Source organism: Blastococcus sp. SYSU DS0669, assembly GCF_054050895.1.
Window position 1 is genome coordinate 54,977 of sequence record NZ_JBJHAE010000001.1, and the last position, 21,741, is coordinate 76,717.

Annotated in this window: 19 protein-coding genes; 13 read left to right on the forward strand and 6 right to left on the reverse strand. The window is 76.7% G+C overall.

What is annotated here, in order from left to right:
- Positions 1–15: 15 nt before the first annotated feature.
- Complete coding sequence (locus tag ACI792_RS00245; protein ID WP_456600795.1) at positions 16–2,799, reverse strand: response regulator; 2,784 nt, start codon at positions 2,797–2,799, stop codon at positions 16–18.
- A gap of 120 nt (positions 2,800–2,919) precedes the next feature.
- Here ACI792_RS00245 and ACI792_RS00250 point away from each other — a divergent pair, with 120 nt between their 5' ends.
- From ACI792_RS00250 to ACI792_RS00275, 6 genes are all read left to right on the forward strand, one after another.
- Positions 2,920–3,306 (forward strand): response regulator transcription factor, encoded by a 387-nt coding sequence (locus ACI792_RS00250; RefSeq protein WP_456600796.1) that lies wholly within the window; start codon positions 2,920–2,922, stop codon positions 3,304–3,306.
- Positions 3,303–4,382 (forward strand): HEAT repeat domain-containing protein, encoded by a 1,080-nt coding sequence (locus ACI792_RS00255; protein ID WP_456600797.1) that lies wholly within the window; start codon positions 3,303–3,305, stop codon positions 4,380–4,382. The genes ACI792_RS00250 and ACI792_RS00255 overlap by 4 nt, the downstream gene beginning before the upstream one ends.
- Positions 4,379–5,839 carry a glycosyltransferase family 2 protein gene (locus ACI792_RS00260; RefSeq protein ID WP_456600798.1) on the forward strand — a complete coding sequence of 487 codons (1,461 nt, stop codon included), beginning with the start codon at positions 4,379–4,381 and terminating at the stop codon, positions 5,837–5,839. The genes ACI792_RS00255 and ACI792_RS00260 overlap by 4 nt, the downstream gene beginning before the upstream one ends.
- A 203-nt stretch (positions 5,840–6,042) precedes the next feature.
- Positions 6,043–7,467 carry a GuaB1 family IMP dehydrogenase-related protein gene (locus tag ACI792_RS00265; protein WP_456600799.1) on the forward strand — a complete coding sequence of 475 codons (1,425 nt, stop codon included), beginning with the start codon at positions 6,043–6,045 and terminating at the stop codon, positions 7,465–7,467.
- Positions 7,464–7,811, forward strand: a complete 348-nt coding sequence (locus ACI792_RS00270; protein ID WP_456582475.1) for a metallopeptidase family protein — start codon at positions 7,464–7,466, stop codon at positions 7,809–7,811. Before ACI792_RS00265 ends, ACI792_RS00270 begins: the two co-directional genes overlap by 4 nt.
- A 17-nt stretch (positions 7,812–7,828) precedes the next feature.
- Complete coding sequence (locus tag ACI792_RS00275; RefSeq protein WP_456582476.1) at positions 7,829–8,158, forward strand: GroES family chaperonin; 330 nt, start codon at positions 7,829–7,831, stop codon at positions 8,156–8,158.
- 64 nt (positions 8,159–8,222) lie between these two features.
- Here ACI792_RS00275 and ACI792_RS00280 read toward each other — a convergent pair whose 3' ends face one another.
- A complete protein-coding gene (locus ACI792_RS00280; RefSeq protein WP_456600800.1) occupies positions 8,223–8,684 on the reverse strand; it encodes a MarR family transcriptional regulator in 462 nt (153 codons plus the stop codon).
- A 76-nt stretch (positions 8,685–8,760) separates the two neighbouring features.
- On the opposite strand from ACI792_RS00280, the gene ACI792_RS00285 reads away from it, so the two are divergent.
- Both ACI792_RS00285 and ACI792_RS00290 read left to right on the forward strand, forming a co-directional pair.
- Entirely contained in the window at positions 8,761–10,890 is a 2,130-nt protein-coding gene (locus ACI792_RS00285; protein WP_456600801.1) for an MMPL family transporter, read from the forward strand.
- 48 nt (positions 10,891–10,938) lie between these two features.
- Positions 10,939–11,826 carry a ketopantoate reductase family protein gene (locus tag ACI792_RS00290; RefSeq protein ID WP_456600802.1) on the forward strand — a complete coding sequence of 296 codons (888 nt, stop codon included), beginning with the start codon at positions 10,939–10,941 and terminating at the stop codon, positions 11,824–11,826.
- 92 nt (positions 11,827–11,918) lie between these two features.
- On the opposite strand, the gene pheA is transcribed toward ACI792_RS00290, so the two are convergent.
- Positions 11,919–12,866: a prephenate dehydratase gene (pheA, locus tag ACI792_RS00295; RefSeq protein ID WP_456600803.1), complete on the reverse strand. Its 948-nt coding sequence runs from the start codon at positions 12,864–12,866 to the stop codon at positions 11,919–11,921.
- Positions 12,867–12,972: 106 nt separating this feature from the next.
- Here pheA and ACI792_RS00300 point away from each other — a divergent pair, with 106 nt between their 5' ends.
- From ACI792_RS00300 to larC, 3 genes are all read left to right on the forward strand, one after another.
- Positions 12,973–14,649, forward strand: a complete 1,677-nt coding sequence (locus tag ACI792_RS00300) for a diguanylate cyclase (RefSeq protein WP_456600804.1) — start codon at positions 12,973–12,975, stop codon at positions 14,647–14,649.
- Positions 14,650–14,741: 92 nt separating this feature from the next.
- Positions 14,742–17,336 (forward strand): diguanylate cyclase domain-containing protein, encoded by a 2,595-nt coding sequence (locus ACI792_RS00305; protein WP_456600805.1) that lies wholly within the window; start codon positions 14,742–14,744, stop codon positions 17,334–17,336.
- Positions 17,333–18,538, forward strand: coding sequence for a nickel pincer cofactor biosynthesis protein LarC (larC, locus tag ACI792_RS00310; protein ID WP_456600806.1), 1,206 nt, complete (start codon positions 17,333–17,335; stop codon positions 18,536–18,538). The genes ACI792_RS00305 and larC overlap by 4 nt, the downstream gene beginning before the upstream one ends.
- A gap of 22 nt (positions 18,539–18,560) precedes the next feature.
- Here larC and ACI792_RS00315 read toward each other — a convergent pair whose 3' ends face one another.
- Positions 18,561–19,031: a VOC family protein gene (locus ACI792_RS00315; RefSeq protein WP_456600807.1), complete on the reverse strand. Its 471-nt coding sequence runs from the start codon at positions 19,029–19,031 to the stop codon at positions 18,561–18,563.
- A gap of 27 nt (positions 19,032–19,058) precedes the next feature.
- On the opposite strand from ACI792_RS00315, the gene ACI792_RS00320 reads away from it, so the two are divergent.
- Positions 19,059–19,916 (forward strand): helix-turn-helix domain-containing protein, encoded by an 858-nt coding sequence (locus ACI792_RS00320; RefSeq protein WP_456600808.1) that lies wholly within the window; start codon positions 19,059–19,061, stop codon positions 19,914–19,916.
- A 146-nt stretch (positions 19,917–20,062) separates the two neighbouring features.
- On the opposite strand, the gene ACI792_RS00325 is transcribed toward ACI792_RS00320, so the two are convergent.
- Positions 20,063–20,260: a hypothetical protein gene (locus ACI792_RS00325; RefSeq protein WP_456600809.1), complete on the reverse strand. Its 198-nt coding sequence runs from the start codon at positions 20,258–20,260 to the stop codon at positions 20,063–20,065.
- Between the two features lie 167 nt (positions 20,261–20,427).
- Here ACI792_RS00325 and ACI792_RS00330 point away from each other — a divergent pair, with 167 nt between their 5' ends.
- Positions 20,428–20,709 carry a hypothetical protein gene (locus tag ACI792_RS00330; RefSeq protein WP_456600810.1) on the forward strand — a complete coding sequence of 94 codons (282 nt, stop codon included), beginning with the start codon at positions 20,428–20,430 and terminating at the stop codon, positions 20,707–20,709.
- Here ACI792_RS00330 and ACI792_RS00335 read toward each other — a convergent pair.
- Positions 20,602–21,663: an MFS transporter gene (locus ACI792_RS00335; RefSeq protein ID WP_456600811.1), complete on the reverse strand. Its 1,062-nt coding sequence runs from the start codon at positions 21,661–21,663 to the stop codon at positions 20,602–20,604. The genes ACI792_RS00330 and ACI792_RS00335 overlap by 108 nt on opposite strands.
- Positions 21,664–21,741: the final 78 nt, after the last annotated feature.

The window sequence follows — 21,741 nt, forward strand, 5'->3', positions numbered from 1 at the left end:
GGCGCGGGGTCGCGGTCACGGGGCGTCGAGCAGGGTCGTGACGGCGGCGTGCACCCGCCGGCTCTCGTCGCGCAGCGCGCCGAGCACCTCGTCCCGGTCCCCCGGCGCCGCGCCGGCGTCCTCCAGGCGGTGGCAGAGGTCGGCCAGCCGCAGCGCCCCCATGGCGGCGCTGCTGCCCTTGAGGCGGTGGGCCAGCCGGGGGAGGCCGGCCTCGTCGTCGGCGTCCGTGGTGACGTCGGCCGCCAGCAGCGCCGCCACCGTCTCCGCGAGCGCGTCCGCGTACTGGCGGTAGAGGTGCTGGAAGCCGTCCTCGCCGAGGTCGCGGAGCTCCGCCACCGTCTCCGCGTCCAGGGCGTCGTCGTCGGCCGGGGGCGCGGCGGGCACCGCGACGGGTGCCGGCGCCGGGATGCCGCTGGGGCGCCCGGTGGCGACCCGCTCCAGCGCGTCGCCGAGCGCCCCCATGCGGACGGGCTTGGTCAGGAACTCGTCCGCGCCCGCGGTGTGGAAGGCGGTGCGGTCGCTGGCCAGCACGCTGGCCGTCACGGCGATGACGGCCGGCTGCCGCACGTCGAGGGCGCGGATCGCCGCCGTGGCGTCCACCCCGCCCATCACCGGCATCTGCGCGTCCATCAGGACGACGTCGTAGCGCTCCGTGCGCACCGCCTCCACCGCGAGCGCGCCGTTCTCCACGTGCACGCCGTCGTGCCCGAGCTGGCGCAGGTAGAGCCCGATCAGGTGCGCGTTGACCGCGTGGTCCTCGGCGACGAGCACCCGCAGCCGCTGCCCCGCGACCCCGGTCCCGTACGGCTGCGCGCCCCCGGCATCGGGCGCGGCGGCCCCGTCCCGCTGCAGCACCGAGCGCAGCGTCTGCACGAGGCGCTCCGGGCGGACCGGCTTGTGCAGCCGCGCCTCGAATGTCGCGCCGCCGTCGCAGGGGATGTGCGCGGCACTGCTGAGCAGCACCAGCGGCATGCGGCCCGCCCGCGGGTGGGCGCGCAGCCGGCGGGCCAGCTCCTCGCCGTCCATGAACGGCATGTGCAGGTCGAGGAGGCAGGCGTCGAAGTCCCCGCTCTCGACCTGCTCGAGCGCGGCCGCCCCGCTACCGGCGTGGACGCAGGTCGCCCCGGCCCGGCCCAGCTGGTGCTCGAGGATCCGCAGGTTGGTCGGGTTGTCGTCGACCAGCAGCAGCCGCCGGCCGGCGAGGCTGCCGCTGCGGTCGTCCTCCGGCGCCGGCGGGGCGACCGGCAGCTGCACGGTGACGGTGAACGTCGAGCCGCTGCCCTCCGTGCTGTCGACGCCGATGTCGCCGCCCATCGCCCGGGCGATCCGCTGGCTGATCGCCAGGCCCAGGCCGGTGCCGCCGTAGGAGCGGGTGATCGAGGCGTCGCCCTGGTTGAAGGACCGGAACAGCCGGTCCCGCTGGGCGGCCGGGATGCCGATGCCCGTGTCGCTCACCGCCAGCCGGCAGGTCAGCACCCCGTCGGTCTCCTGGCCGGCGAGGCTGACCAGCACCTGGCCCGAGCTGGTGAACTTGACCGCGTTGCCGAGCAGGTTGGTGAGCACCTGTCGCAGCCGGGCGGCGTCGCCGACGGCCCGCCACGAGCAGGTGACCGGGACGTCGACCAGCAGGTCCAGCCCCTTGCCCGCCGCCTGGGGCGCGAGCAGCTGCGCGACGTCGTACACGAGCCCGGCGACGTCGAAGGGCGCCTGCTCCAGGTCCAGCTCGCCGGCCTCGATCTTGGAGAAGTCGAGGATGTCGTTGATCAGCGCCAGCAGGCTGTCGCCGCTGCGCGAGACGGTCTCCAGGTGCCCGCGCTGCTCGTCGGTGAGCGACGTCGTCAGCAGGAGGTCGGTGAGCCCGAGGACGGCGTTCAGCGGCGTCCGGATCTCGTGGCTCATGGTGGCGAGGAAGGCGGTCTTGGCCTGGCCGGCGCGCTCGGCCTCGTCGCGGGCGGCGACCAGTTGCGTCTCCCGGGCGGCGACCTGCTCGCCGCGCTCCCGCAGCGCTCGGCCCAGGGCGTTCACGTCACCGGCGATGGCGCGCAGCTCGGCGGGCCCGGCCTCGGGGGCCCGGCGGTCCAGGTTGCCGGAGGCGAGCGCCTCCAGCGCGTCCCGCACCTCGCGGGTCGGGGGCAGCAGCTGGGCGGCCAGCCGCCGGTTGGCCCGGCGGACGGCCAGCGCCACGACGACGGCCACGACCAGCCCCAGCCCGGCTCCGCCCAGCACGACGGCGTTCCGCTGCCCGGTCGCCTGCTCGCGCCGCTCCTGCATGAGGGCGCGCGCCTCGCCCTGCACCTCCCGGTACCGGTCGAACAGGGCCTTGTCGCGCACCAGCAGCGCGCTCAGGGCGGCGGTGTCGCCGACGGCGGGCTGGGTCCGGAGGACGGGCTCGGCCCAGTCGGTGATGAACTGCTGCTGCGCGGCCCGCAGGTCGGCGACGACGGCGGCGAACTCGGCGTCCCCCGGGGCCATGCGGTCCAGCGCGGCGTCGCTCCGCCGGAGGGCGTCGACGCCGTCCCAGTACGGCTTGAGGAACCGCACCTCGCGGGTCACCAGGAACCCGCGCAGCCCCGTCTCCTGGTTCAGCATCGCGACGTGCCCGTCCTGGAGGGTCGCGAGCATGGCGTCGGTCCGATCGATCCGGGGGCCGATCACCGTGACCACCAGCAGGGCGAGCCCCAGCGTCGTCAGGGCCACCGTGGTGAGGGCGGCGAGCGCGACCAGCATCGGCCGGCGCAGCAGCGCCCGCAGCGGGCGGGCGTCGTCGGCGTCGGTCAGGGGACGGGGGGAGGGGCGCACCCCTGTGGTGTCGGCCGCCGGGCCCGCGTCCTTGAGGCCCGACGGCCCGGCCCGGGACGCTTCAGTTCCGCGCCGTGCGTGCCGATGCCGGGGAGGTCCGCCCCCTCCGATCGGAGCCCCATGACCCACGTGCTCGTCGTCGACGACGACCCCGTCATCGCCGACCTCGTCGCGTTCCGCCTCGGCCGGATGGGCCTCGAGGTGTCGGTCGAGCGCGACGGCGAGGCCGGCCTGGCGGCCGCCCGCGAGCTGCGCCCGGACCTCGTCGTCCTCGACTGGATGATGCCGCGGATGAACGGCCTGGAGGTGTGCCGCGCCCTGCGCGAGGACGGCGACGCCGCGCTCGCCCGCACCCCCGTGCTGCTGCTGACGGCCAAGGCCCAGGAGCCGGACCTGGAGCGGGGGTTCGCCGCGGGGGCCACCGACTTCGTCGCCAAGCCGTTCAGCACCCGTGAGCTGGTCAGCCGCGTCACCGCGGCCCTGCCGCCGGGCAGCGTCGTCACGTGACCGTCCCGCTCGCACCGGCGCTCGTGGCCGGGGCGGCGGTGACCGCGCTGATCGTCGTCCTGCTGGTCCTGGTCGGGGCAGCCCACCTCCTGCGCGGACGCCGCGTCGCCCGGGACGCCCGGCGCAAGCGGGAGCTCACCCCGCTGGTGCACGCCCTGCTGGACGACGGCCCCGCGGGCGGCGCGCCCCTCCCCGAGGCCGTCGGCGCGCCCGCCGAGCTCGACGCCATCGTGCTGGAGCTCCTCCCCCAGCTCCGCGGCAGCGGCCGCGAGGTGCTCCGCCGGCTGCTGACCGAGCGGGGCGTCGTGGCCTGCGCGGTCGCCGACCTCTCGGCGCGCACGCCCTGGCGGCGCGGCCGCGCGGTGACCCTGCTGGGCTCCGCCGCGGGGACCTCGCACGTCGCGGCGATGACCCCGCTGCTGCGCGACCGCTCGCTCGAGGTGCGCTGCGCCGCGGCCCGCGCCCTCGGCAAGGCCGGCGACCCCGCCGCCGTCGACCCCCTCCTCCGGGCCACCCGGGGCGCCGGCGGCCTGCCCCACGGCGTCGTCGGCATGGCCCTGCTCGACCTGGGGACCGCGGCCCTCCCCGTGCTGCGCGACGCCCTCGCCGGCTCCCGCGGCGTCGCCCGCGAGCTCGTGGCCGAGCTGCTCGGCGTGCACGGCGACGCCTCCGCCGCCCCGCTGCTCGAGGACCTGCTCCGCGACGTCCGGGAGGACCTCGGCGTACGCCGTGCCGCGGCCGCCGCGCTCGGCCGCATCGGCTCGCCGACGTCGACCGAGCCGCTCGTCGCCGCGCTGACCCACTCCCCCGACGCCCGGCTCCAGCGCACCAGCGCCGAGGCCCTCGGGCGGGTCGGCGACCCGGTCGCGACCATCCCGCTGCTCGCCGGCCTGGCCGCCCCCGGGATCGCCGTCCGCAGCGCCTGCGCCGATGCGCTCGGCCGGCTCGGCGCCGAGGGGCGCCTCGCCCTCCGCGAGGTGGCCGACGGCCCCGGGGCCGCCGCCGACGTCGCCCGGGCCGCGCTCGACGAGCTCGACGGCGGGCTGCGCCGTCCCGAGCCGGTCGGTGCCCGGTGAGCGGCCTCCTCACCGACGTCGTCCTGACCGCGAGCTGGACCGTCCTCGGCTACACGCTGCTGCTCGACCTGAGCATGCTGGCCCTGGTGCTCCTGGGAGCCCGGCGGGTCGCCGAGGCCCGCCGGTGGCGCGGTGCCGAGGGGCACGGCGAGATCTTCGCCAGCCCGCTCACCCCGGCCGTCTCGCTGCTGATCCCGGCGCACGACGAGGAGGCGGGCATCCTCGACACGCTGCGCGCGGCCCTCGGCCAGCGCTACCCGGCGCTCGAGGTGGTGCTCGTCGACGACGGCTCCACCGACCGGACCTTCGCGCTGGTCGCCGAGCGCTACGGGCTCACCGAGATCGCCCCTCGCCGCACCGCGGAGCTCCCGGTCGACGGCGAGATCCTCTCGGTGCACCGGGCCACCACCGGCGACCCGCTGGTCGTCGTCCGCAAGACCAGCGTCGGCCGCCGCTCCGACGCCCTCAACGCGGCGCTGAACGTCGCCCGCCACCCGCTGGTCTGCATGGTCGACGCCGACTCGCTGCTGGAGGAGGACGCGCTGCTGCGGGTGGCCCGCCCGTTCGTGGAGGACCCGGCGAACGTCATCGCCGCCGGCGGGGTGATCCGCGCGGCCAACGGCGCCGTCACCGACCGCGGGACCGTGCTGGAGCCGCGGTTGTCGCGCAACTGGCTGGTCCGCATCCAGGCGGTGGAGTACCTGCGCTCGTTCCTGCTCGGTCGCACGGGCTGGGCCGACGCCAACGCGCTGCTGATCATCTCCGGCGCCTTCGGGCTGTTCCGCCGCGACCTGCTGCTGGAGATCGGCGGGCTGGACGCCCGGTCCCTGGCCGAGGACGCCGAGCTGGTCATCAGCCTGATCGAGCACCAGCGCCGGGCCGGCGCGCCGCACCGCGTCGTCTTCGTCCCCGAGCCGGTCTGCTGGACCGAGGTCCCCGAGACGTGGGGTGTGCTGGCGCGGCAGCGGCGGCGCTGGTCGCACGGGCTGGCGCAGCTGCTGTGGAAGCACCGGCGGATGGTCGGCAACCCGCGCTTCGGCGCCGTCGGCACGATGGCGCTGCCGTTCTTCGTGCTGTTCGAGCTGCTGGGCCCGGTCGTGGAGGTGTTCGGGCTGGCCTCGGTCGTCCTGGCCGCGGGGCTGGGCATCCTCGACCACGGCACCGCCGCGCTGATGGTCGGGCTGGCGCTCGCCGTCGGGACGCTGCTGTCGACCACGGCCATCGCCGTCGAGGAGCTGACCTACCACCGGTACCGGCGGGGGCGGGACCTGTGCGCCCTCCTGCTGGCCGCCCTCGTCGAGAACGTGGGGTACCGGCAGGCGCACGCCTGGTTCCGGCTGCGCGGCCTGGTGGCGGCGCTGACCTCCCGCGACCCGGTGTGGTCGGCCATGCCGCGCGTGGGCTTCGCCGCGGACCCGCGGCGAAGGCAGCTCGCCCCCGCGCGCTCGCTGTACTGACCGGAGACGTTGGTCGAGGAGCGCGTCCTGCCACCGCGTCCACTGCTCGTGGTCGACGCCGGCCGCGATCCGGCTCCTCGCCCGCTCCACCCACCCCGGAGGTCCCCACCCGAGCAGTACCTCTCTGCCCACCCGGGCGGGGCAGAGAGGTACAGCCCGCAGGGCACCACGGGCCGGGCCGGGGATCGGGGACAATGGGCCCCATGCGCTTCCTGCAGCGGCCCTCGCACGACCTCACCTACTCCGACGTCTTCATGGTGCCGGCGCGCTCCACCGTCGGGTCGCGGCTGGAGGTCGACCTGCGCACGCCCGACGGCGTGGGCACCACGATCCCGATCGTCGTGGCCAACATGACGGCGATCTCGGGCCGCCGCATGGCCGAGACGGTGGCCCGCCGCGGCGGCCTCGCCGTCCTGCCGCAGGACATCCCGGTCGACGTCGTCGCCGAGGTCGTCTCCTGGGTCAAGACCCGGCACCCCGTCTACGACACCCCGATCACCCTCTCCCCCACGTCCACGGTGGGCGAGGCGCTGTCGCTGCTGACCAAGCGCGCCCACGGCATCGTCGTCGTGGTCGAGGGCGGCTCCCCGGTCGGCGTCGTCACCGACGGGCAGTGCCAGGGCGTCGACCGCTTCACCCAGCTCTCCGAGGTGATGACCCGGCAGCCGCTGACGATCCCGGCCGGTACCGACCTCACCAAGATCTTCGACGTGCTCTCCGGCGAGCGGGTGAGCGCCGCCCCCGTGGTCGAGGGCGACCGCCTGGTCGGGGTCATCACCCGCAAGGGCGCGCTGCGCTCCTCGCTCTACCTCCCGGCGGTGAACGCCGACGGGCACCTGCTCACCTCGGCCGCCGTCGGCATCAACGGCGACGTCGCCGGCAAGGCCGGCGCACTCCTGGCCGCCGGCGTCGACGTGCTGGTCGTCGACACCGCGCACGGGCACCAGGAGAAGGCGATCGAGGCGGTGCGCGCGGTCCGCTCGGTCGCCGGCTCCGTGCCGGTCGTCGCCGGCAACGTGGTGACGGCGCAGGGCACCCGCGACCTGGTCGAGGCCGGCGCCGACGTGGTCAAGGTCGGCGTGGGCCCGGGCGCCATGTGCACCACCCGGATGATGACCGGGGTGGGGCGACCGCAGTTCTCCGCCGTCGAGGAGTGCGCCGCCGAGGCCCGCTCGCTGGGCAAGCACGTGTGGGCCGACGGCGGCGTGCGGCACCCCCGCGACATCGCCCTGGCGCTGGCGGCCGGCGCGGCGAACGTGATGGTGGGCTCCTGGTTCGCCGGCACCTTCGAGAGCGCCGGCGACATCCACGACGACGCCGGCCGGCTGTACAAGGAGTCCTTCGGGATGGCGTCGGCGCGCGCGGTCAAGGCACGGACGGCGACGCAGAGCGGCTTCGAACGGGCGCGGGCCGGGCTGTTCGAGGAGGGCATCTCCTCCTCCCGCATGTACCTGGACCCCCAGCGCCCCGGCGTCGAGGACCTGATCGACCAGATCGTCGCCGGCGTGCGCTCCTCCTGCACCTACGCCGGTGCGCGCACCGTCGACGAGCTGCACGAGCGGGCGGTGCTGGGGGTGCAGAGCTCGGCCGGGTACGAGGAGGGCCGGCCGCTGCCGACCAGCTGGTGACGCCGCTCCCGCTCCCGGTCTTCGAGGACCTCGTCGCCGACGCGCTGGACCAGGTGCCGCCCGAGCTGATGGCGCTGCTGGACAACGTCGTCGTCCTGGTCGAGGACCGGAACCCCGACGAGCCCGAGCTGCTCGGGCTCTACGAGGGCTACGCGCTGACCGAGCGCGGCTGGGACTACGGCGGGGCGCTGCCCGACCGGATCATGATCTACCGCGAGGCGATCTGCGACATCTGCGAGACCGAGGACGAGGTGGTCGACGAGGTGACGATCACCGTCGTCCACGAGATCGCGCACCACTTCGGCATCGAGGAGGACCGCCTCCACGAGCTCGGCTGGGGGTGAACGTAGCCTTGCCCCCCGTGCCCGAGAACAGCGCCGGACGGCTGCCGATCAAGATGCTGCACGACCGCATCCTGGTGTCGCTGCGCCGGGAGGACGGCGAGCGGCGCTCGACCGGCGGCATCCTCATCCCCGCGACCGCCCAGGTCGCCAAGCGGCTGGTCTGGGGCGAGGCCAAGGGGGTCGGGCCCAGCGTCCGGCAGGTGAAGGTCGGCGACCAGGTGCTCTTCTCCCCCGAGGACCAGCACGAGGTCGAGGTGCACGGCGAGGACCTGGTCATCCTGCGCGAGCGGGACGTGCACGCCGTCGCCGCCGAGCGCATCGAGGAGTCGACCGGCCTCTACCTCTGAGACAGGACCCCCTCGCCCCCGCCCTTCGCGCGCTCAGGGCGGGACCCTGCGAGGGGCCGCACGGTCACGGGGCGTCGCGGGCGTGCGCCTCGATCACCTCGGTCATCCCCAGGAGGAACCGGCGGACGACGGTGAGCTCGTCGTCCGAGAACCCCTCCATCGCGGCGAGCAGGTCCCGCTGCAGCCCGCCGAAGAACTCCGCGCCGGCAGCCATCGAACCGGCCGACATCTCCAGGGTCACCCGACGGCGGTCGGCGTCGTCCCGCACCCGGCGCAGGTGACCGGCCCGCTCCAGCCGGTCGACCAGCGCGGTCACCGACGCCGAGCTCAGCTCCACGGCCGACCCGAGCCGCCCGGCGGTGAGCGCCTCCCCGCGCCGCGCGGCGTCCATGACGGCCACGAGCGCCCGGACGTCGGTGCGCCCGAGCCCGTGCAGATCGGCGAACCGCTGCCCGACCGCATCCAGCTCCACGGTCAGCCGGCGAAGGAGCAGTGCGAGCTCCTGCCGGTCGACGTCCTCGGCCACCGCACCTCCACTCGCCATCGTGGTCCCGCCGTCCTATCATCTCGACGATCGAGATGATCGAGCATCTAGGGGAATCATGCCCGGCCGCCGCTCCGCCCGCTGGATCCTCCCGCTCCTGGTCCTCGTCGTCTGGCTCGGCGGCGCCGGCCCGCTCAGCGCCCTGGGCGCCGGGCTCACCGGCCTGCAGGAGAACGACGTCGCCGCGTTCCTGCCCGACAGCGCGGAGAGCACACGGGTGCAGGAGCTGCAGCAGGGCTTCGCGCCGACGCAGTCGATCCCGGCGATCCTGCTGTGGGAGGGCGAGGGCGGCATCGACCCCGCAACCCTCGCCACCATCGCCGAGCGGGTGCAGCAGGCCGCCGACGTCGCCCGCGAGGCCGACGCGCTGGCCGGCGAGCCCAGCCCGCCGATCCCCTCGCAGGACGGCGAGGCGGTGCAGGCGGTCCTGCCGCTGAGCCCCGAGCTCGGCGACGAGATCATCCCCGTCGTCGCCGACCTCCGCGACACCCTGCCGGTCGAGGGCACCGACTCCTACGTCACCGGCCCCGGCGGGATCTTCGCCGACTTCGCCAACGGCTTCGCCGGCATCGACGGGCTGCTGCTGGCCGCCGCCTTCGGCGTGGTGCTGCTGATCCTCCTCGTCGTGTACCGCAGCCCGATCCTGCCCTTCCTGGTCATCGGCACCGCCGGGCTCGCCCTCACCGCGGCCAACGCCGTCGCCTACCTGCTGGCCGACGCCGGCGCCATCACCGTCAACGGCCAGAGCCAGGGCATCGCCGCGATCCTGGTGGTGGGTGCGGCCACGGACTACGGGCTGCTCCTGGTGGCCCGCTTCCGCGAGGAGCTCCGGTCCCAGCAGTCCGCGTACGCCGCGATGGGGACGGCGTTGCGCCGGTCGTGGGAGCCGATCGTCGCCTCGGGGGCCACCGTCGTCCTGGGCGTCCTCTGCCTGCTGCTCTCCGACCTGGGCTCGAACCGGGGCCTCGGCCCGATCTCGGCGGTGAGCGTGACCCTCGCGGTCGTCGCCGCGCTCACCTTCCTCCCGGCGGCGCTGACCCTGCTCGGCCGGGCCGCCTTCTGGCCGTTCCGCCCGGCGTACGGGGTGCAGCCGCCGGAGGGCCGTGGCTGGCAGCGGGTCGCCGCGCTGGTCGGCCGCCGGCCGCGCCGGGTCCTCGCGCTCAGCACGCTCGCGCTCGTCGCCGCCGCCGTGTTCGCGCCGGCCTACGACGCCAGCGGCATCACGTTCTCCGACGCGATCCGGGGCGAGTCCGACGCCGTCGCGGGGCAGGAGGCCCTGGGCCGCCACTTCCCCGCCGGGGCCGGCAGCCCCACGGTGGTCCTGACCCCGGAGGAGAACTGGCCCGCCGTCGCCGAGGCGGCCGCGGCGACCGAGGGGGTGGCCGCCGTGCTGCCCTTCACCGGGGCGGAGGGGCCGCCGCAGCCGGGAGCCGAGCCGCTGGTGGTCGACGGGCTGGTCCGGCTCGACGTCGTGCTCGCCGTCCCAGCCGACAGCGTCGAGGCCATCGAGACGGTGCAGGACCTGCGCACGAGCCTGGACGGCGCCGACCCCGCCGCCCTCGTCGGGGGCGACACCGCGAGCAACCTGGACACCCGCGAGACCGCCGCACGCGACCTCCAGGTGATCGTGCCCGCCGTGCTGGTGGTGATCACCGTGGTCCTCGCGCTGCTGCTGCGCTCCCTCGTGGCCCCGCTGCTGCTCCTCGGCACCGTGGTGCTCAGCGTCGGCGCCACCGTCGGCGTCGCCGCGCTGCTGTTCGACGGCGTCTTCGGCTTCCCCGGCAGCGATCCCACGATCCTGCTGATCGCCTTCGTGTTCCTCGTCGCGCTCGGGATCGACTACAACATCTTCCTCATGACCCGGGCCCGCGAGGAGGCCACGCGGCACGGCACGCGGGACGGCGTCCTGCGGGCCCTGGCGGTCACCGGCGGGGTCATCACGTCGGCGGGCCTGGTGCTGGCCGCGACCTTCGGCGCGCTGTCGGTGCTGCCGCTGCTGTTCCTGGTGCAGCTGGCGTTCCTCGTCGGCTTCGGCGTGCTGCTGGACACCTTCGTGGTGCGCTCCCTGGTGGTGCCGGCCGCCGTGCACCTCCTCGGCGACCGGGTGTGGTGGCCGAGCCGGCTGGCCCGGGGGCCGGACCGGGGCGCCGAACCCGACCGCGAGCTCATCGGCGCGGCCGCGGGCTGACCGGCGGGGGCCGCGCCGCTCCGGGAGGACTTCGTGCAGGCTGGCCCCATGACGACTGCGGACGGGCTCCGGATCGCCGTGCTCGGCCCCGGCGGGGTGGGCGGGCTGCTCGCCGCTCTGCTCGCGCGGGACGGGCACGCGGTCACCTGCCTCGCCCGTCCGGGGACCGCCGCGCACCTGGACGCGCACGGCGTGCGGGTGGTCAGCGACCGGTACGGCGAGCTGACGGCGCGGGTCCGCGGCGCCGAGCGGCTGGACGGCCCGGTCGACGTCCTCCTGGTGACGACGAAGGCCACCCAGCTGGACGAGGCGCTCGACCGCGTGCCGGCCGAGACGCTGGGCGGCGCCGTGGTGGTGCCGCTGCTCAACGGCGTGGAGCACCTGGCCGCGCTGCGGGAGCGCTACGCGGCGGCGCGGGTGGTCGCCGGGACGATCCGGGTGTTCGCCTCCCGCCCCGCGCCGGGCGAGGTCCGGCACGAGGGGCAGCTGTGCGCGGTGCAGCTGGCCCCGGGCGCCGAGCCCCTCGCCGCTGCGCTCGACGCCGCCGGGGTGGACGTCGCCGTCCGCACGGACGAGGCCGGGCTGCTCTGGGACAAGCTGTGCTTCCTGGCCCCCATGGCGCTGCTGACGACCCGGCACGCAACCGACCTCGGCACGGTGCGCGCGGAGCACGGCGAGGAGTTCACCGCCGTGATCGCCGAGGTGGCCGCGGTGGCGCGGGCCGACGGGGCGGCCGGGGACGCCGCGGCGACCCGGGAGTTCGCCTGGTCGCTGCCCGAGGGCATGCGGTCCTCCATGCAGCGCGACGCCGGGGCCGGGCTGCCCACCGAGCTCGAGGCGATCGGCGGCGCGGTGCTGCGGGCGGCGGACCGGCAGGGCGTCGAGGTCCCGGTCACCCGGGAGATCGTCGAGGAGCTGCGCGCCCGCCTGGGCTGAGCCGGGTCAGCCGGCGGTGGCGATCCAGCAGGAAGAGCACGGCGCCGCAGCGCGGCCACCCTGCGTGGCCTACGACGGCGGCGAGCCGCGGCTCAGAGCTCCCCTGCGCGCACCCGGGCCAGCCACTGCCCGGCCTCGACGAACGCGTCGTCGGACGACTCCGCCGGCACCGACCGGTTGTCCCGCCCGTCGGCGCGCGCGTACGAGCCGAGGAAGCGGACGTCGTCGCACACCCGGTGCAACGCGGCCAGCGCCTCCCCCACCCGGGAGTCCGCGACGTGCCCCTCGCAGTCCAGGGAGAAGGAGTAGACGCCGAGCCGTTGCCGGGTGGGGCGCGACTCGATGCGGGTCAGGCTGATGCCGCGGACGGCGAACTCCCGCAGCACGTCCAGCAGCGCACCGGTGCGGTCACCGACGACGACGGTCAGCGAGGTCTTGTCGTTGCCGGTCGGCGCGGGCAGCGGGCCGGGCGGCTGCACGAGCACGAACCGGGTCACCGCACCCGCGGTGTCGGCGACGTCGTCGGCGAGCACCTCCAGGCCGTAGCGGTCGGCTGCGATCCGCGCGCAGACCGCGGCGTCGACCTTCCCTGCGGCCACGGCCGAGGCGGCGGCGGCGGTCGAGGCCGTGGGCATCGGGGGAACGCCGGGCAGCAGCTCGGCCAGCCGGCCGCTGGTCTGGGCGAGGGCATGCGGGTGGCTGGCCACCGACCGGACGGCGTCGAGCGCCGTCCCGGGGCGGACGGCGATGACGAACGCCACCTCGAGGTAGACCTCGCGGGTGATGACGAGGGTGGCGCCGTCGGCCAGGCCGTCCATGGTGGCCGGCACGGACCCCTCGACCGAGTTCTCCAGCGGCACGAGCGCCGCGTCGGCGTCCCCCGAACGGACGGCGGAGAGCGCCGCGGAGACACTCGGGTGGGGGTCCCGCCGTCCCCCGGCAGTGGCGATCGCCCTGCTCAGGGCCGCTTCGGCGAAGGTACCCTCGGGCCCGAGATAGGCGAACCGCGTCGGAGACGGACTGGGTGGCATCCCGGGCATCCGACGAGGGTAGTGCGCACGGTACGAGGCGGTCGCCCGGCCCGGTAGGGGTGTCGGGAACCGGCAGGACCGGCCCTCCGGGGCCCCACCGCGGAGGGAGGGATGCGTGACCGCCCGTCCGGCCCGTGTCGCTCCCGGCGCCCTGCAGACCCTCCTGTGGCGGCTGCTCGACGCCAGCGACCGGGAGGACCACGCCCCCTTCCTCGCCCTCGTCGACGAGGCCGACGACGCCTTCGCCGACGACCTCGGCGCGCCGTGGCCGGCCTGGCGGCACGCGTTCGGCGCCCGTCGCGCCCTGGTGGACGGCGAACCCGGCGCGGCCGCCGCCGGGATCGCGGCCGCCCGCGAGCAGCTCGACGCCTGCCCGGTGTCGGCCGAGACGGCGCTGCTCATGGCCTACCTGGCGCACGTCGAGACGACCGCCGACCACCTCGACTCCGCGATGCTGCTCGCCGTCGACGCCAGCCTGCTCACCGACGGGCCGTCCGCGCCGCCGTCCCGTGCCCTGCTGCAGGCCCACCGCTGGCTGTCGATGGCGCTCTCCGGCCTGGACCTGGAGGAGCTCGCCGTCCACCACGCCGTCCGCGGGCACCAGGTGGCCGCGGCCCTGCCCGACGTCGACGACCGCGGGCGGCTGCTGCTGCTCTCGGCCCGCCAGCACGTCGAGCTCGCGCAGACGATGCGCCGCCGCGGGGAGACCGAGCGCTCCGCCGAGCTCGCCGGCGAGGCGATCACCTGCGCCACCGGCGCGCGGGAGCTGGACTGGTCGCCCGACCAGGCCGACGCCGACCTGCTCGACGTGGTGCAGGCCTGGGCGCTGATGTGCAGCGGCGACCCGGACGCCGCGCTCGGGCCGCTGCGCCGCGTGCGGCGCGCGCTGCAGCGGGACGGCGGCCTGTGGCTGCGGGGGTACGCCGACCTGGCGCTGGCCCGGGTGCTCTCGGCGCTCGCCGCGCGCGACGGGCGCACCGCTCCCGGCGAGGAGGCGATCGACCTGCTGGTCGAGGCCTCCGGTGCCTTCGCCGCCGCCGGTGACCGCCGCCGCTACCGGCAGAGCCTGCTCGAGCTCGGGCAGGGCAACGCCGACCTCGGTCGCCCTGCCGAGGCGCTGCACTGGCTGGAGGCCTACCGCGCCGACACCGGCCGGGCGCACGCCCGCGGCCGGGCGCTGTGGGCGGAGATGTTCGTCCGCCGCAGCCGGCTGCGCGAGGCCGAGCGCCAGGAGGCGGTGCTCCGGCGGCACGCGCTCGAGGACCCGCTCACCGGGCTGGGCAACCGGCGCAGCGCCGAGCGGCGGCTGGGCGCCCTGCGGCTGGGCGAGGAGCCGCTGTCGCTGGCCGTCGTCGACGTCGACCGGTTCAAGGAGGTCAACGACGACACCTCGCACACCCACGGGGACGCCGTCCTGCGCCGGGTCGCCGACCTGCTGCGCGAGCACAGCCGCACCGGCGACGAGGTCTACCGCTGGGCCGGTGACGAGTTCCTCGTCGTGCTGCCGACGGCGACCGAGGCGCAGGCCGTGGTGGTGATGGAGCGGCTGCGCTCGGCGGTCGCCGAGGCCGACTGGCGGGACCTGGAGCTCTCCGCGCCGGTGACGGTCAGCATCGGCGTCGCGACCGCGCCCGCGGTGACCGACGGCCAGCCGAGCCCGGTCACCGGCTGGCGGTCGCTGTTCGACACCGCCGACCTGCACCTCTTCTCCGCCAAGCGCCTCGGCCGCAACCGGGTCCGCGCGCACGGGCCGGCCGAGGTGGGGCCGGCGGATCGCGGGGCGAGTGCGTGACCATCCTGCACGCGTGGGGCGGGAGGGACGAGGGACGGCGCGTTCAGCGTGACGTCCTCGACACTGTCGGTGACGACATGCACAGTGCGCTCGTGCCACCGGGAGCCCTGCACCACCGGGTGACCGCCGCCCTCAGCAACTGGCAGCTCGACGACGCCGAGCAGCTGCTCGCCGGGGTCGAGCGGGACCCGTCGCCCTACGTCGCAGCCACCCCGGCCGCCGACGCGCCCGAGGGCGCCCCGGTGTCGCTGGGCCGCGCGTGGGCCGACACCCTGCGCGCCGAGCTGCTGGTGCGCCGGCTCCGCGTCGCCGGGTTCACGCTCGTCGGCGACCCGGTCTCCGCCGCCGAGCCGGCCCTCGACCTGCACGCGGGCGTCGCCGGGCTGATCGACGGCGCCGGCGAGGGCTCCCCCGACGGCACGGAGCCCGACGCGCGGTCGGAGTCCGCCTCGCGCGCGGCGCTGGCCATCGCCCTGGTCCGCTCGGCGAAGGCCGCGTTCGACGCCTCCGACGACGCCCTGCAGCGCGCCGCCGGCCTGGCCCGGCATGCCCGCATCGAGCTGCTCTCGCGCCGGATCGACGCCGCGATGGACGAGGCCGTCGAGGCCGCCAGCCTGCTCGACCCGGGGCTGGCGCCGAGCCCGCTGCTGGTGGACACGCTCGGGACGCTGGCCGGGGTGCTCGCCGACCTCGAGCTGATGCCGCTGGCCCTGGACTACCAGCGCCGCTCGCTCGAGGCCGCCCAGGCGGTCGCCACCGGCCCCGCCGCCGCGGAGGGCGACCCCGACGTGCTCGTCGCCGTCGCCGCCACCCGCCTCGGCGAGCTCTGCGCCGAGCTGGGCGAGGGGCTCCTGGACGACGGCGCTCCCGAGTCGGCCGCACCGTACTTCGCCGAGGCCCGCGCGCTGGCCGAGCAGGCGCTCGTGCAGCTGCCGCCGGACTCCCCCGGCGTCGTCCCCGCCCAGGTCGTGCACGGGTGGGCCCTGGTCGGCATGGGGGAGCAGACGGCCGCAGTCGGGCCGCTGCGCGCCGCCGTGCGGCTCTCCGCCGCCACTGCCGACCGCGACCGCATGGCCTCGGCGCAGCTGGCCCTGGGGCGCGCGCTGCGCCGGCAGGGCGAGGGCCACGCCGCCGACGAGCACCTGGTCGCCGCGCTGACCCTGGCCACCGAGCACGGCCTGCCGCGGCTGCGCCGCGCCGCCCTCCGCGAGCTGTGCACGCTGCACGCCGACCTCGACGACGCCGGGCGGGCGCTCCCGTACCTGCAGGCCTACCTCGCCGACGAGCTGGACCGGGTCGACGAGCGGCGCACCCGCTGGGTCGAGCTGTTCGGCCGGCGCAAGAGCCTGCTGGAGACCGAGCGCGCCGCCGGTCAGCTGCGCCGGCAGGCCTACGAGGACCCGCTCACCCACCTGCCCAACCGGCGCTACGCCGAGGCGCGGCTGGACGGGCTGCTGGCGGCGGGCGACGTCCCGGCGCTGGCCGTGGTCGACGTCGACACCTTCAAGGCGATCAACGACACCGCCGGGCACCCCGCCGGCGATGCCGTGCTGCGGACCATCGGCGAGCTGCTGGTCGCCGGGGTCCGCGACACCGACGAGGTGTGCCGCTGGGCCGGCGACGAGTTCGTCATCCTGCTGCCCGAGACGACCGCCGAGCAGGCCGAGCGGGCGCTGGAGCGGATCCGGGCCTCGGTCGCCCGCTACCCGTGGGTGGATCTCGGCCTGGACGTCCCGGTGACCATCAGCGCCGGCATCGCCTCGGCCACCCGGGGTGACGACCGCAAGACCCTGTTCGCGGCCGCCGACGGCGTGCTCTACGAGGCCAAGCGCGGCGGCCGGGACCGCGTGGTGCGGCTGTCGGCGCTCACCCAGACGAGAGCCACCGACGGCGTCGCGCAGCCGTCCCCCGCCGCTCCCGTGCGCCAGGTGCCCGACGGGCCCAGCCCGGCGGAGGACGCCGCCCGCGCCGCCGCGGCCGTCCGGGAGGAGGCGGCCGGCTTCGCCGCGCTGCTCGGCGACGCGCACGCCCCGCTGGGTACCGCGCGCCCGGGGGAGCCGCTGCTCGTGCCGACCCCGCCCGCGCACCGCCCCGCCGAGGAGGTCGGCCCGGCGGTGGTCCGGGCTCCGGGCCGCACGGTCGACGAGGTGCTGGCCCTGGTCCGCCAGGCGCGCCGCGACACCCCCGACCGCCCGGTGCTCGTGCTGCGCGCCGCCGCGGAGACGCTGGTGGCGGTGGCCGGCGAGCACGGACCGGTCACCACCATGGACGGCGCCGCGATGGCCGCCGTCGTCGGCCCGCTGCCCGAGCCGGCCGGCCGCACCACCGTGCTGCGCGCCGCGGGCGCCGACCCCGTCGTCGCGGCCGAGGCGGCGTTCGTGGCCCGGGCCTCCGGCACGGAGGTGGTCCGCGTCGAGGACGGCTCCGTGCCCGACGGCACCGACTGCCTGGTCGTCGTCGCCGGCGCCGACGCCGCGGTCGTGACCTCGCTCGCCGCGCGCACCGACGTCCCGGTGGTCGCGGTGCCGACGTCGGCCGCGCACCCCGGCGGCCTCGGCGGGCTGGGCGCGCTCGTGTCGATGCTGCACCCCGCGGGGACCGGCGTGGTCGTCACCTCGGTCGACGACGGCTGCTCGGCCGGCATCTTCGCCGCCCGTGTCGCGCGGAGGAGCGCGCGGCGGCCGTGACCATCGGCTGGCTGGACCTCGCGGCCGGGGCCTCGGGCGACATGCTGCTGGGCGCCCTCGTCGACGCCGGGGTGCCGCTGGACGTGCCGGCCGAGGCGGTCGCCGCGCTCCCCGTCGAGCAGGTCCGGCTGACCACCGAGCAGGTGACCCGCCACGGGCTCGGCGCCACCCGGGTGCACGTGCACGCGCCGCCGTCGGACGTGCTGCGCACCTGGGCCGACGTCCGGGCGCTGCTGCACTCCTCGGCGCTGCCCCCACCGGTGCGCGACGGCGCGCTCGCGGTGTTCGAGCGGCTGGCCGTCGCGGAGGGCCGGGTGCACCGCATCGACCCGGCGCGCGTGCACTTCCACGAGGTCGGGGCGCTGGACGCCCTGGCCGACGTCGTGGGGGTGGTCGCCTCCTTCGAGTACCTGGAGCTGTCGCGGCTGACCGCCTCCCCCGTCGCGCTGGGCAGCGGCTCGGCCCGCGGGGCGCACGGCGTCGTCCCGATCCCGGGTCCGGCGGTGCTGGAGCTTCTCGCCGGGGTGCCGGTGCACGCCGGCGCCGTGCCGGCCGAGATGTGCACGCCCACCGGCGCGGCCCTGCTCGCCGCCCGGGTGGAGGAGTGGACGACGCTGCCCGCGCTCCGCGTCGAGCGCGTGGGCGTGGGCGCCGGCGGCCGCGACCCGGAGCAGCTGCCCAACGTCGTGCGGCTGGTGCTGGGCGAGCCCGCCGAGCCCGCGCCGGCCCGCCCGGTGGTCCTGGAGGCCAACGTCGACGACCTCGACCCGCGGCTGTGGCCGGCCGTCCTCGACGCCCTCCTCGCGGCCGGCGCCTCGGACGCGTGGCTCACCCCGATCCTGATGAAGAAGGGCCGCCCGGCGCACACCCTGTCCGCGCTGTGCCGTCCCGAGGTGCTGCCCGCCGTGCAGGCCGCCGTCTTCGCGACGACGTCGACGATCGGGCTGCGGGTGGTCGAGGTCGGCAAGGTCGCCCTGGAGCGGGCGCACGCCACGGTCGAGGTGCTCGGCGCCCCCGTCGGCGTGAAGCTCGCCGTCTCCGGCGACCGGGTCGTGAACGTGAGCGTCGAGTACGAGGACGTCGCCGCGCTGGCCCGCGCCCGCGAGCTACCGGTCAAGGAGGTGCTGCGGGCCGCCACGGCCGCCGCCGAGGCGGCCCACCCGGTCGCTCCGCCGGCCGAGGTCCCTCCGCTCTGGGGCTGAGCGCCGTCGCCGGCGCGGCCGGTCACCCCTGCGCCGCGCCCCACTCGGCCAGGCGGCGCTCCACCTCGGCCGGGGTCAGGTCCTCCACCCGGGTCATGACCGCCCAGCGGTGGCCGAACGGGTCGAGGACCGAGGCGAAGCGGTCACCGGTGACAAACGTGGACGGCGCCTCGCGCACCGTCGCCCCGCGCTCGACCGCGGCGGCGAAGACCGCGTCGACGTCGGCCACGTAGATGCACGTGGACCCGCTCACCCGGTCGCCGTCCCGGGTGGGCGCCACCAGGCCGTACTCGTCGTTCGGGTCGGACAGCTGCAGCCGTCCCTCGCCGAACTGGAGCTCGGCGTGCAGCACGGTGCCGCCGGGGCCGTCCATCCGGCTGACCAGCGTGGCGCCGAAGACCTCGCCGTAGAAGCCGATCGCCTCGGCGGCCGGGGCGCAGACGAGGAAGGGGGTGAGGGTCGTGTAGCCGGCGGGCTTCCAGGTCGTGGACATGCCGCGGATCGTCCCTACGCTCCGGCCGTGGCGTCTTGGACGAACACGACACCGCCCTCGATGCGCGGCGTCCTCCGGCCGGAGGAGACCGGGGAGGTGGCCGGGCTGCGCCGGGACGCCGCCGTCTCCGCCGCCCTCTCCCCCTTCGTGGAGCGCTACTGGTCGGTGCGCTGGGACCGCACCGGTCTGCCGCCCTTCCGCTCGGACGTGCTCAGCCACCCCTCGGTGAACGTGTCGGTCGAGAGCGGCACCCGGCCGCGCTTCGGCTTCGCGCTGCCCGCGGTGCTCGTGCACGGTGTCGTGTCCCGCCGGTTCACCGTCGAGCTCGTGGGAGTTGGAAGGGTCACCGCGGTGAAGTTCCGGCCCGGGGGCTTCGCCGCGTTCACCGGCAGGCGCCCCGGCCGCGAGACGGTGGCCCCGCTGGCCGGTGAGCTCGGGCTGGAGCCGGCCCCCCTGCTGGCCGCGGTGCTCGCCGAGGAGGACGACGCCGCGCGGGCCGCCGTCCTCGACGCCGCCCTGGCCCCGCGGGCTCCCGCGCCCGCACCGGAGTACCTCGACCTGCTCGCGCTGGTCGACCGGATGGCCACCGACCGTGAGCTGGTGCGGGTGGAGCAGGTCGCCGAGCTGGGCGGCACCGGCGTCCGCTCGCTGCAACGGTCGTTCGCGCGGTACGTGGGCCTGGGGCCGAAGGCGGTGCTGGCGCGCTACCGGCTGCAGGACGCCGCCGCGCTCATCGACTCCGGCGAGGTGACCGACCTCGCCGGGCTGGCCGCCTCGCTGGGCTGGTTCGACCAGGCGCACTTCAGCCGCGACTTCCGGGCGGTGGTGGGGCAGCCGCCGTCGGAGTACCTGCGCCGGGCGCGGGCGGCGCGCCCGGCGACGTGAGCCAATCCTCCCGATTGGCCTGCGGTCGCCGGGCCGGTCGTCACCGATGATCGCCGGGTGAACCAGCGTCTCCTGCTCGCCGGCGCCCCCGCCACCGTCGGCGGCACCCCGCGGCGGCTGCTGCAGCTCTACGCCGGGCTGGCCCTCTACGGCGCCTCGATGGCGCTCCTCGTCCGCTCGGCGCTGGGCGTGATGCCCTGGGACGTGCTGCACCAGGGGCTCGCGGGGCGACTCGGGTGGTCGCTGGGCACGGTCACGATCGCGGTGGGGGCGCTGGTGCTGCTGGCGTGGATCCCGCTGCGCCAGCGGCCCGGGCTCGGCACGGTGAGCAACGTCCTGGTCATCGGTCTGGCCGTCGACGCGACGCTCGCCGTCCTGCCCGCGCCGGGAGCGCCGGCGGCACGGGCCGGGTTCCTGGTCGCCGGCGTCCTGCTCAACGCGGTCGCCACGGCCGCCTACATCGGCGTCCGCCTCGGGCCCGGGCCGCGCGACGGCCTGATGACCGGCCTGGGTGGAGCGCACCGGGCGGTCGGTGCGGCTCGTGCGGACCTCGGTGGAGCTCGGCGTCGTGGCGACCGGGTGGCTCCTCGGCGGCACCCTGGGTCTCGGCACCGTGGTCTACGCGCTGGCCATCGGCCCGCTCGTGCAGGTGCTCCTGCCGCGGCTGTCCCTGCCGCTGGCCGGATCAGCCCCGGCGGCGCAGCCCGAGGACCACGACGGGGACGACGGCGAGCACGAGCAGCGCGACCGCCCTGCCGCCGCCGCCGGCCCACGCTGCGAAGACCAGCAGTGACGACAGCTCGACCCCGGTGCCGGCGACCGAGGTGATGGTCGCGCGGTACGGGCCGCTGATCCGCCGCTGCAGCTCGGCCTCCGCGGCCACCAGCACCGCCAGGTAGACCCCGTAGGCCAGGCCCAGCACGACCACCACCGGCGGCCCGGCCGTCGCGGCGGCGAGCAGCAGCCCCGCGCCCGCGGCGACCAGCAGCCCGCCCAGCACGCGGCCCGGAGGGCGCACCAGCCGGCCGCCGAGCGCGGCGCCGGCGGCCCCGGCGAGCGAGACGACCAGCACGGCCGCCGGGACCGCGAGCCCGGGCACGCCGCGCTCGGCCACGAGCACCGGGAAGTACTCCTCCACCGCGTCCAGCCCGCCGACCAGGGCCACGGCCAGGACGGCGGCGAGCAGGGCCGGACGGCGCAGCAGCGCTCCGGGGCCCGGGGCCGCCTCCTCGCCGTCCCCGCCGTCGCTCTCCGCCTCGGGGAACCGCAGGGCCAGCCCGGCGGCGCCCAGGCAGGCGGCCGCGCTGACCCAGCCCACCAGCGGGTAGCCGCCGAGCGCGTGCAGGACCGTCGCCGCGAGCGCCGTCGGCACCTGCACGAGCAGCTCGGCGGCGGTCATGGCGGCGTGGACCCGGGCGAAGCAGTGCGCCGCGCCGATCTCGGCCAGCCCGTCGTGCACGAGCGCCTCCGCGGTGCCCGAGGTCCCCGCGCCGGCCAGGCCCCAGAGGACGAAGCCGACCGCGAAGGCGCCGGTCGACGGGGCCGCCGTCCAGACCACGAACGCCGCCGCCTGGAGCACCCCGGCGAGGACGAGCACGCCCCGCCGGGACCACCGGTCGGCGAGCAGCCCCGCCGGCACCTCGGCCACCAGGCCGGTGACCGACCAGAGGCCGAACAGCACCGAGAGCTCGGTGGCGGGCACCCCGGCGTCGAGGAACAGCAGGGCGTACAGCGGGTACAGCGGCACCCACTCGGAGAGCGCGGCCCAGCCGATGGCCAGGCGGGCGAGCGGCCTGGCCGCCGGGGGCAGCGGGGGCGGTGCGGA

What these genes read in the sequence shown, in the direction of transcription:
- ACI792_RS00265 (WP_456600799.1), top strand. Translation starts at nt 6,043, where the DNA reads ATGCGCTTCCTGCAGCGGCCCTCGCACGACCTCACCTACTCCGACGTC.
- ACI792_RS00315 (WP_456600807.1), bottom strand. Translation starts at nt 19,031, where the DNA reads ATGTCCACGACCTGGAAGCCCGCCGGCTACACGACCCTCACCCCCTTC.
- ACI792_RS00250 (WP_456600796.1), top strand. Translation starts at nt 2,920, where the DNA reads ATGACCCACGTGCTCGTCGTCGACGACGACCCCGTCATCGCCGACCTC.
- ACI792_RS00290 (WP_456600802.1), top strand. Translation starts at nt 10,939, where the DNA reads ATGACGACTGCGGACGGGCTCCGGATCGCCGTGCTCGGCCCCGGCGGG.
- ACI792_RS00325 (WP_456600809.1), bottom strand. Translation starts at nt 20,260, where the DNA reads ATGACCAGGACGTTGCTCACCGTGCCGAGCCCGGGCCGCTGGCGCAGC.
- pheA (WP_456600803.1), bottom strand. Translation starts at nt 12,866, where the DNA reads ATGCCCGGGATGCCACCCAGTCCGTCTCCGACGCGGTTCGCCTATCTC.
- ACI792_RS00285 (WP_456600801.1), top strand. Translation starts at nt 8,761, where the DNA reads ATGCCCGGCCGCCGCTCCGCCCGCTGGATCCTCCCGCTCCTGGTCCTC.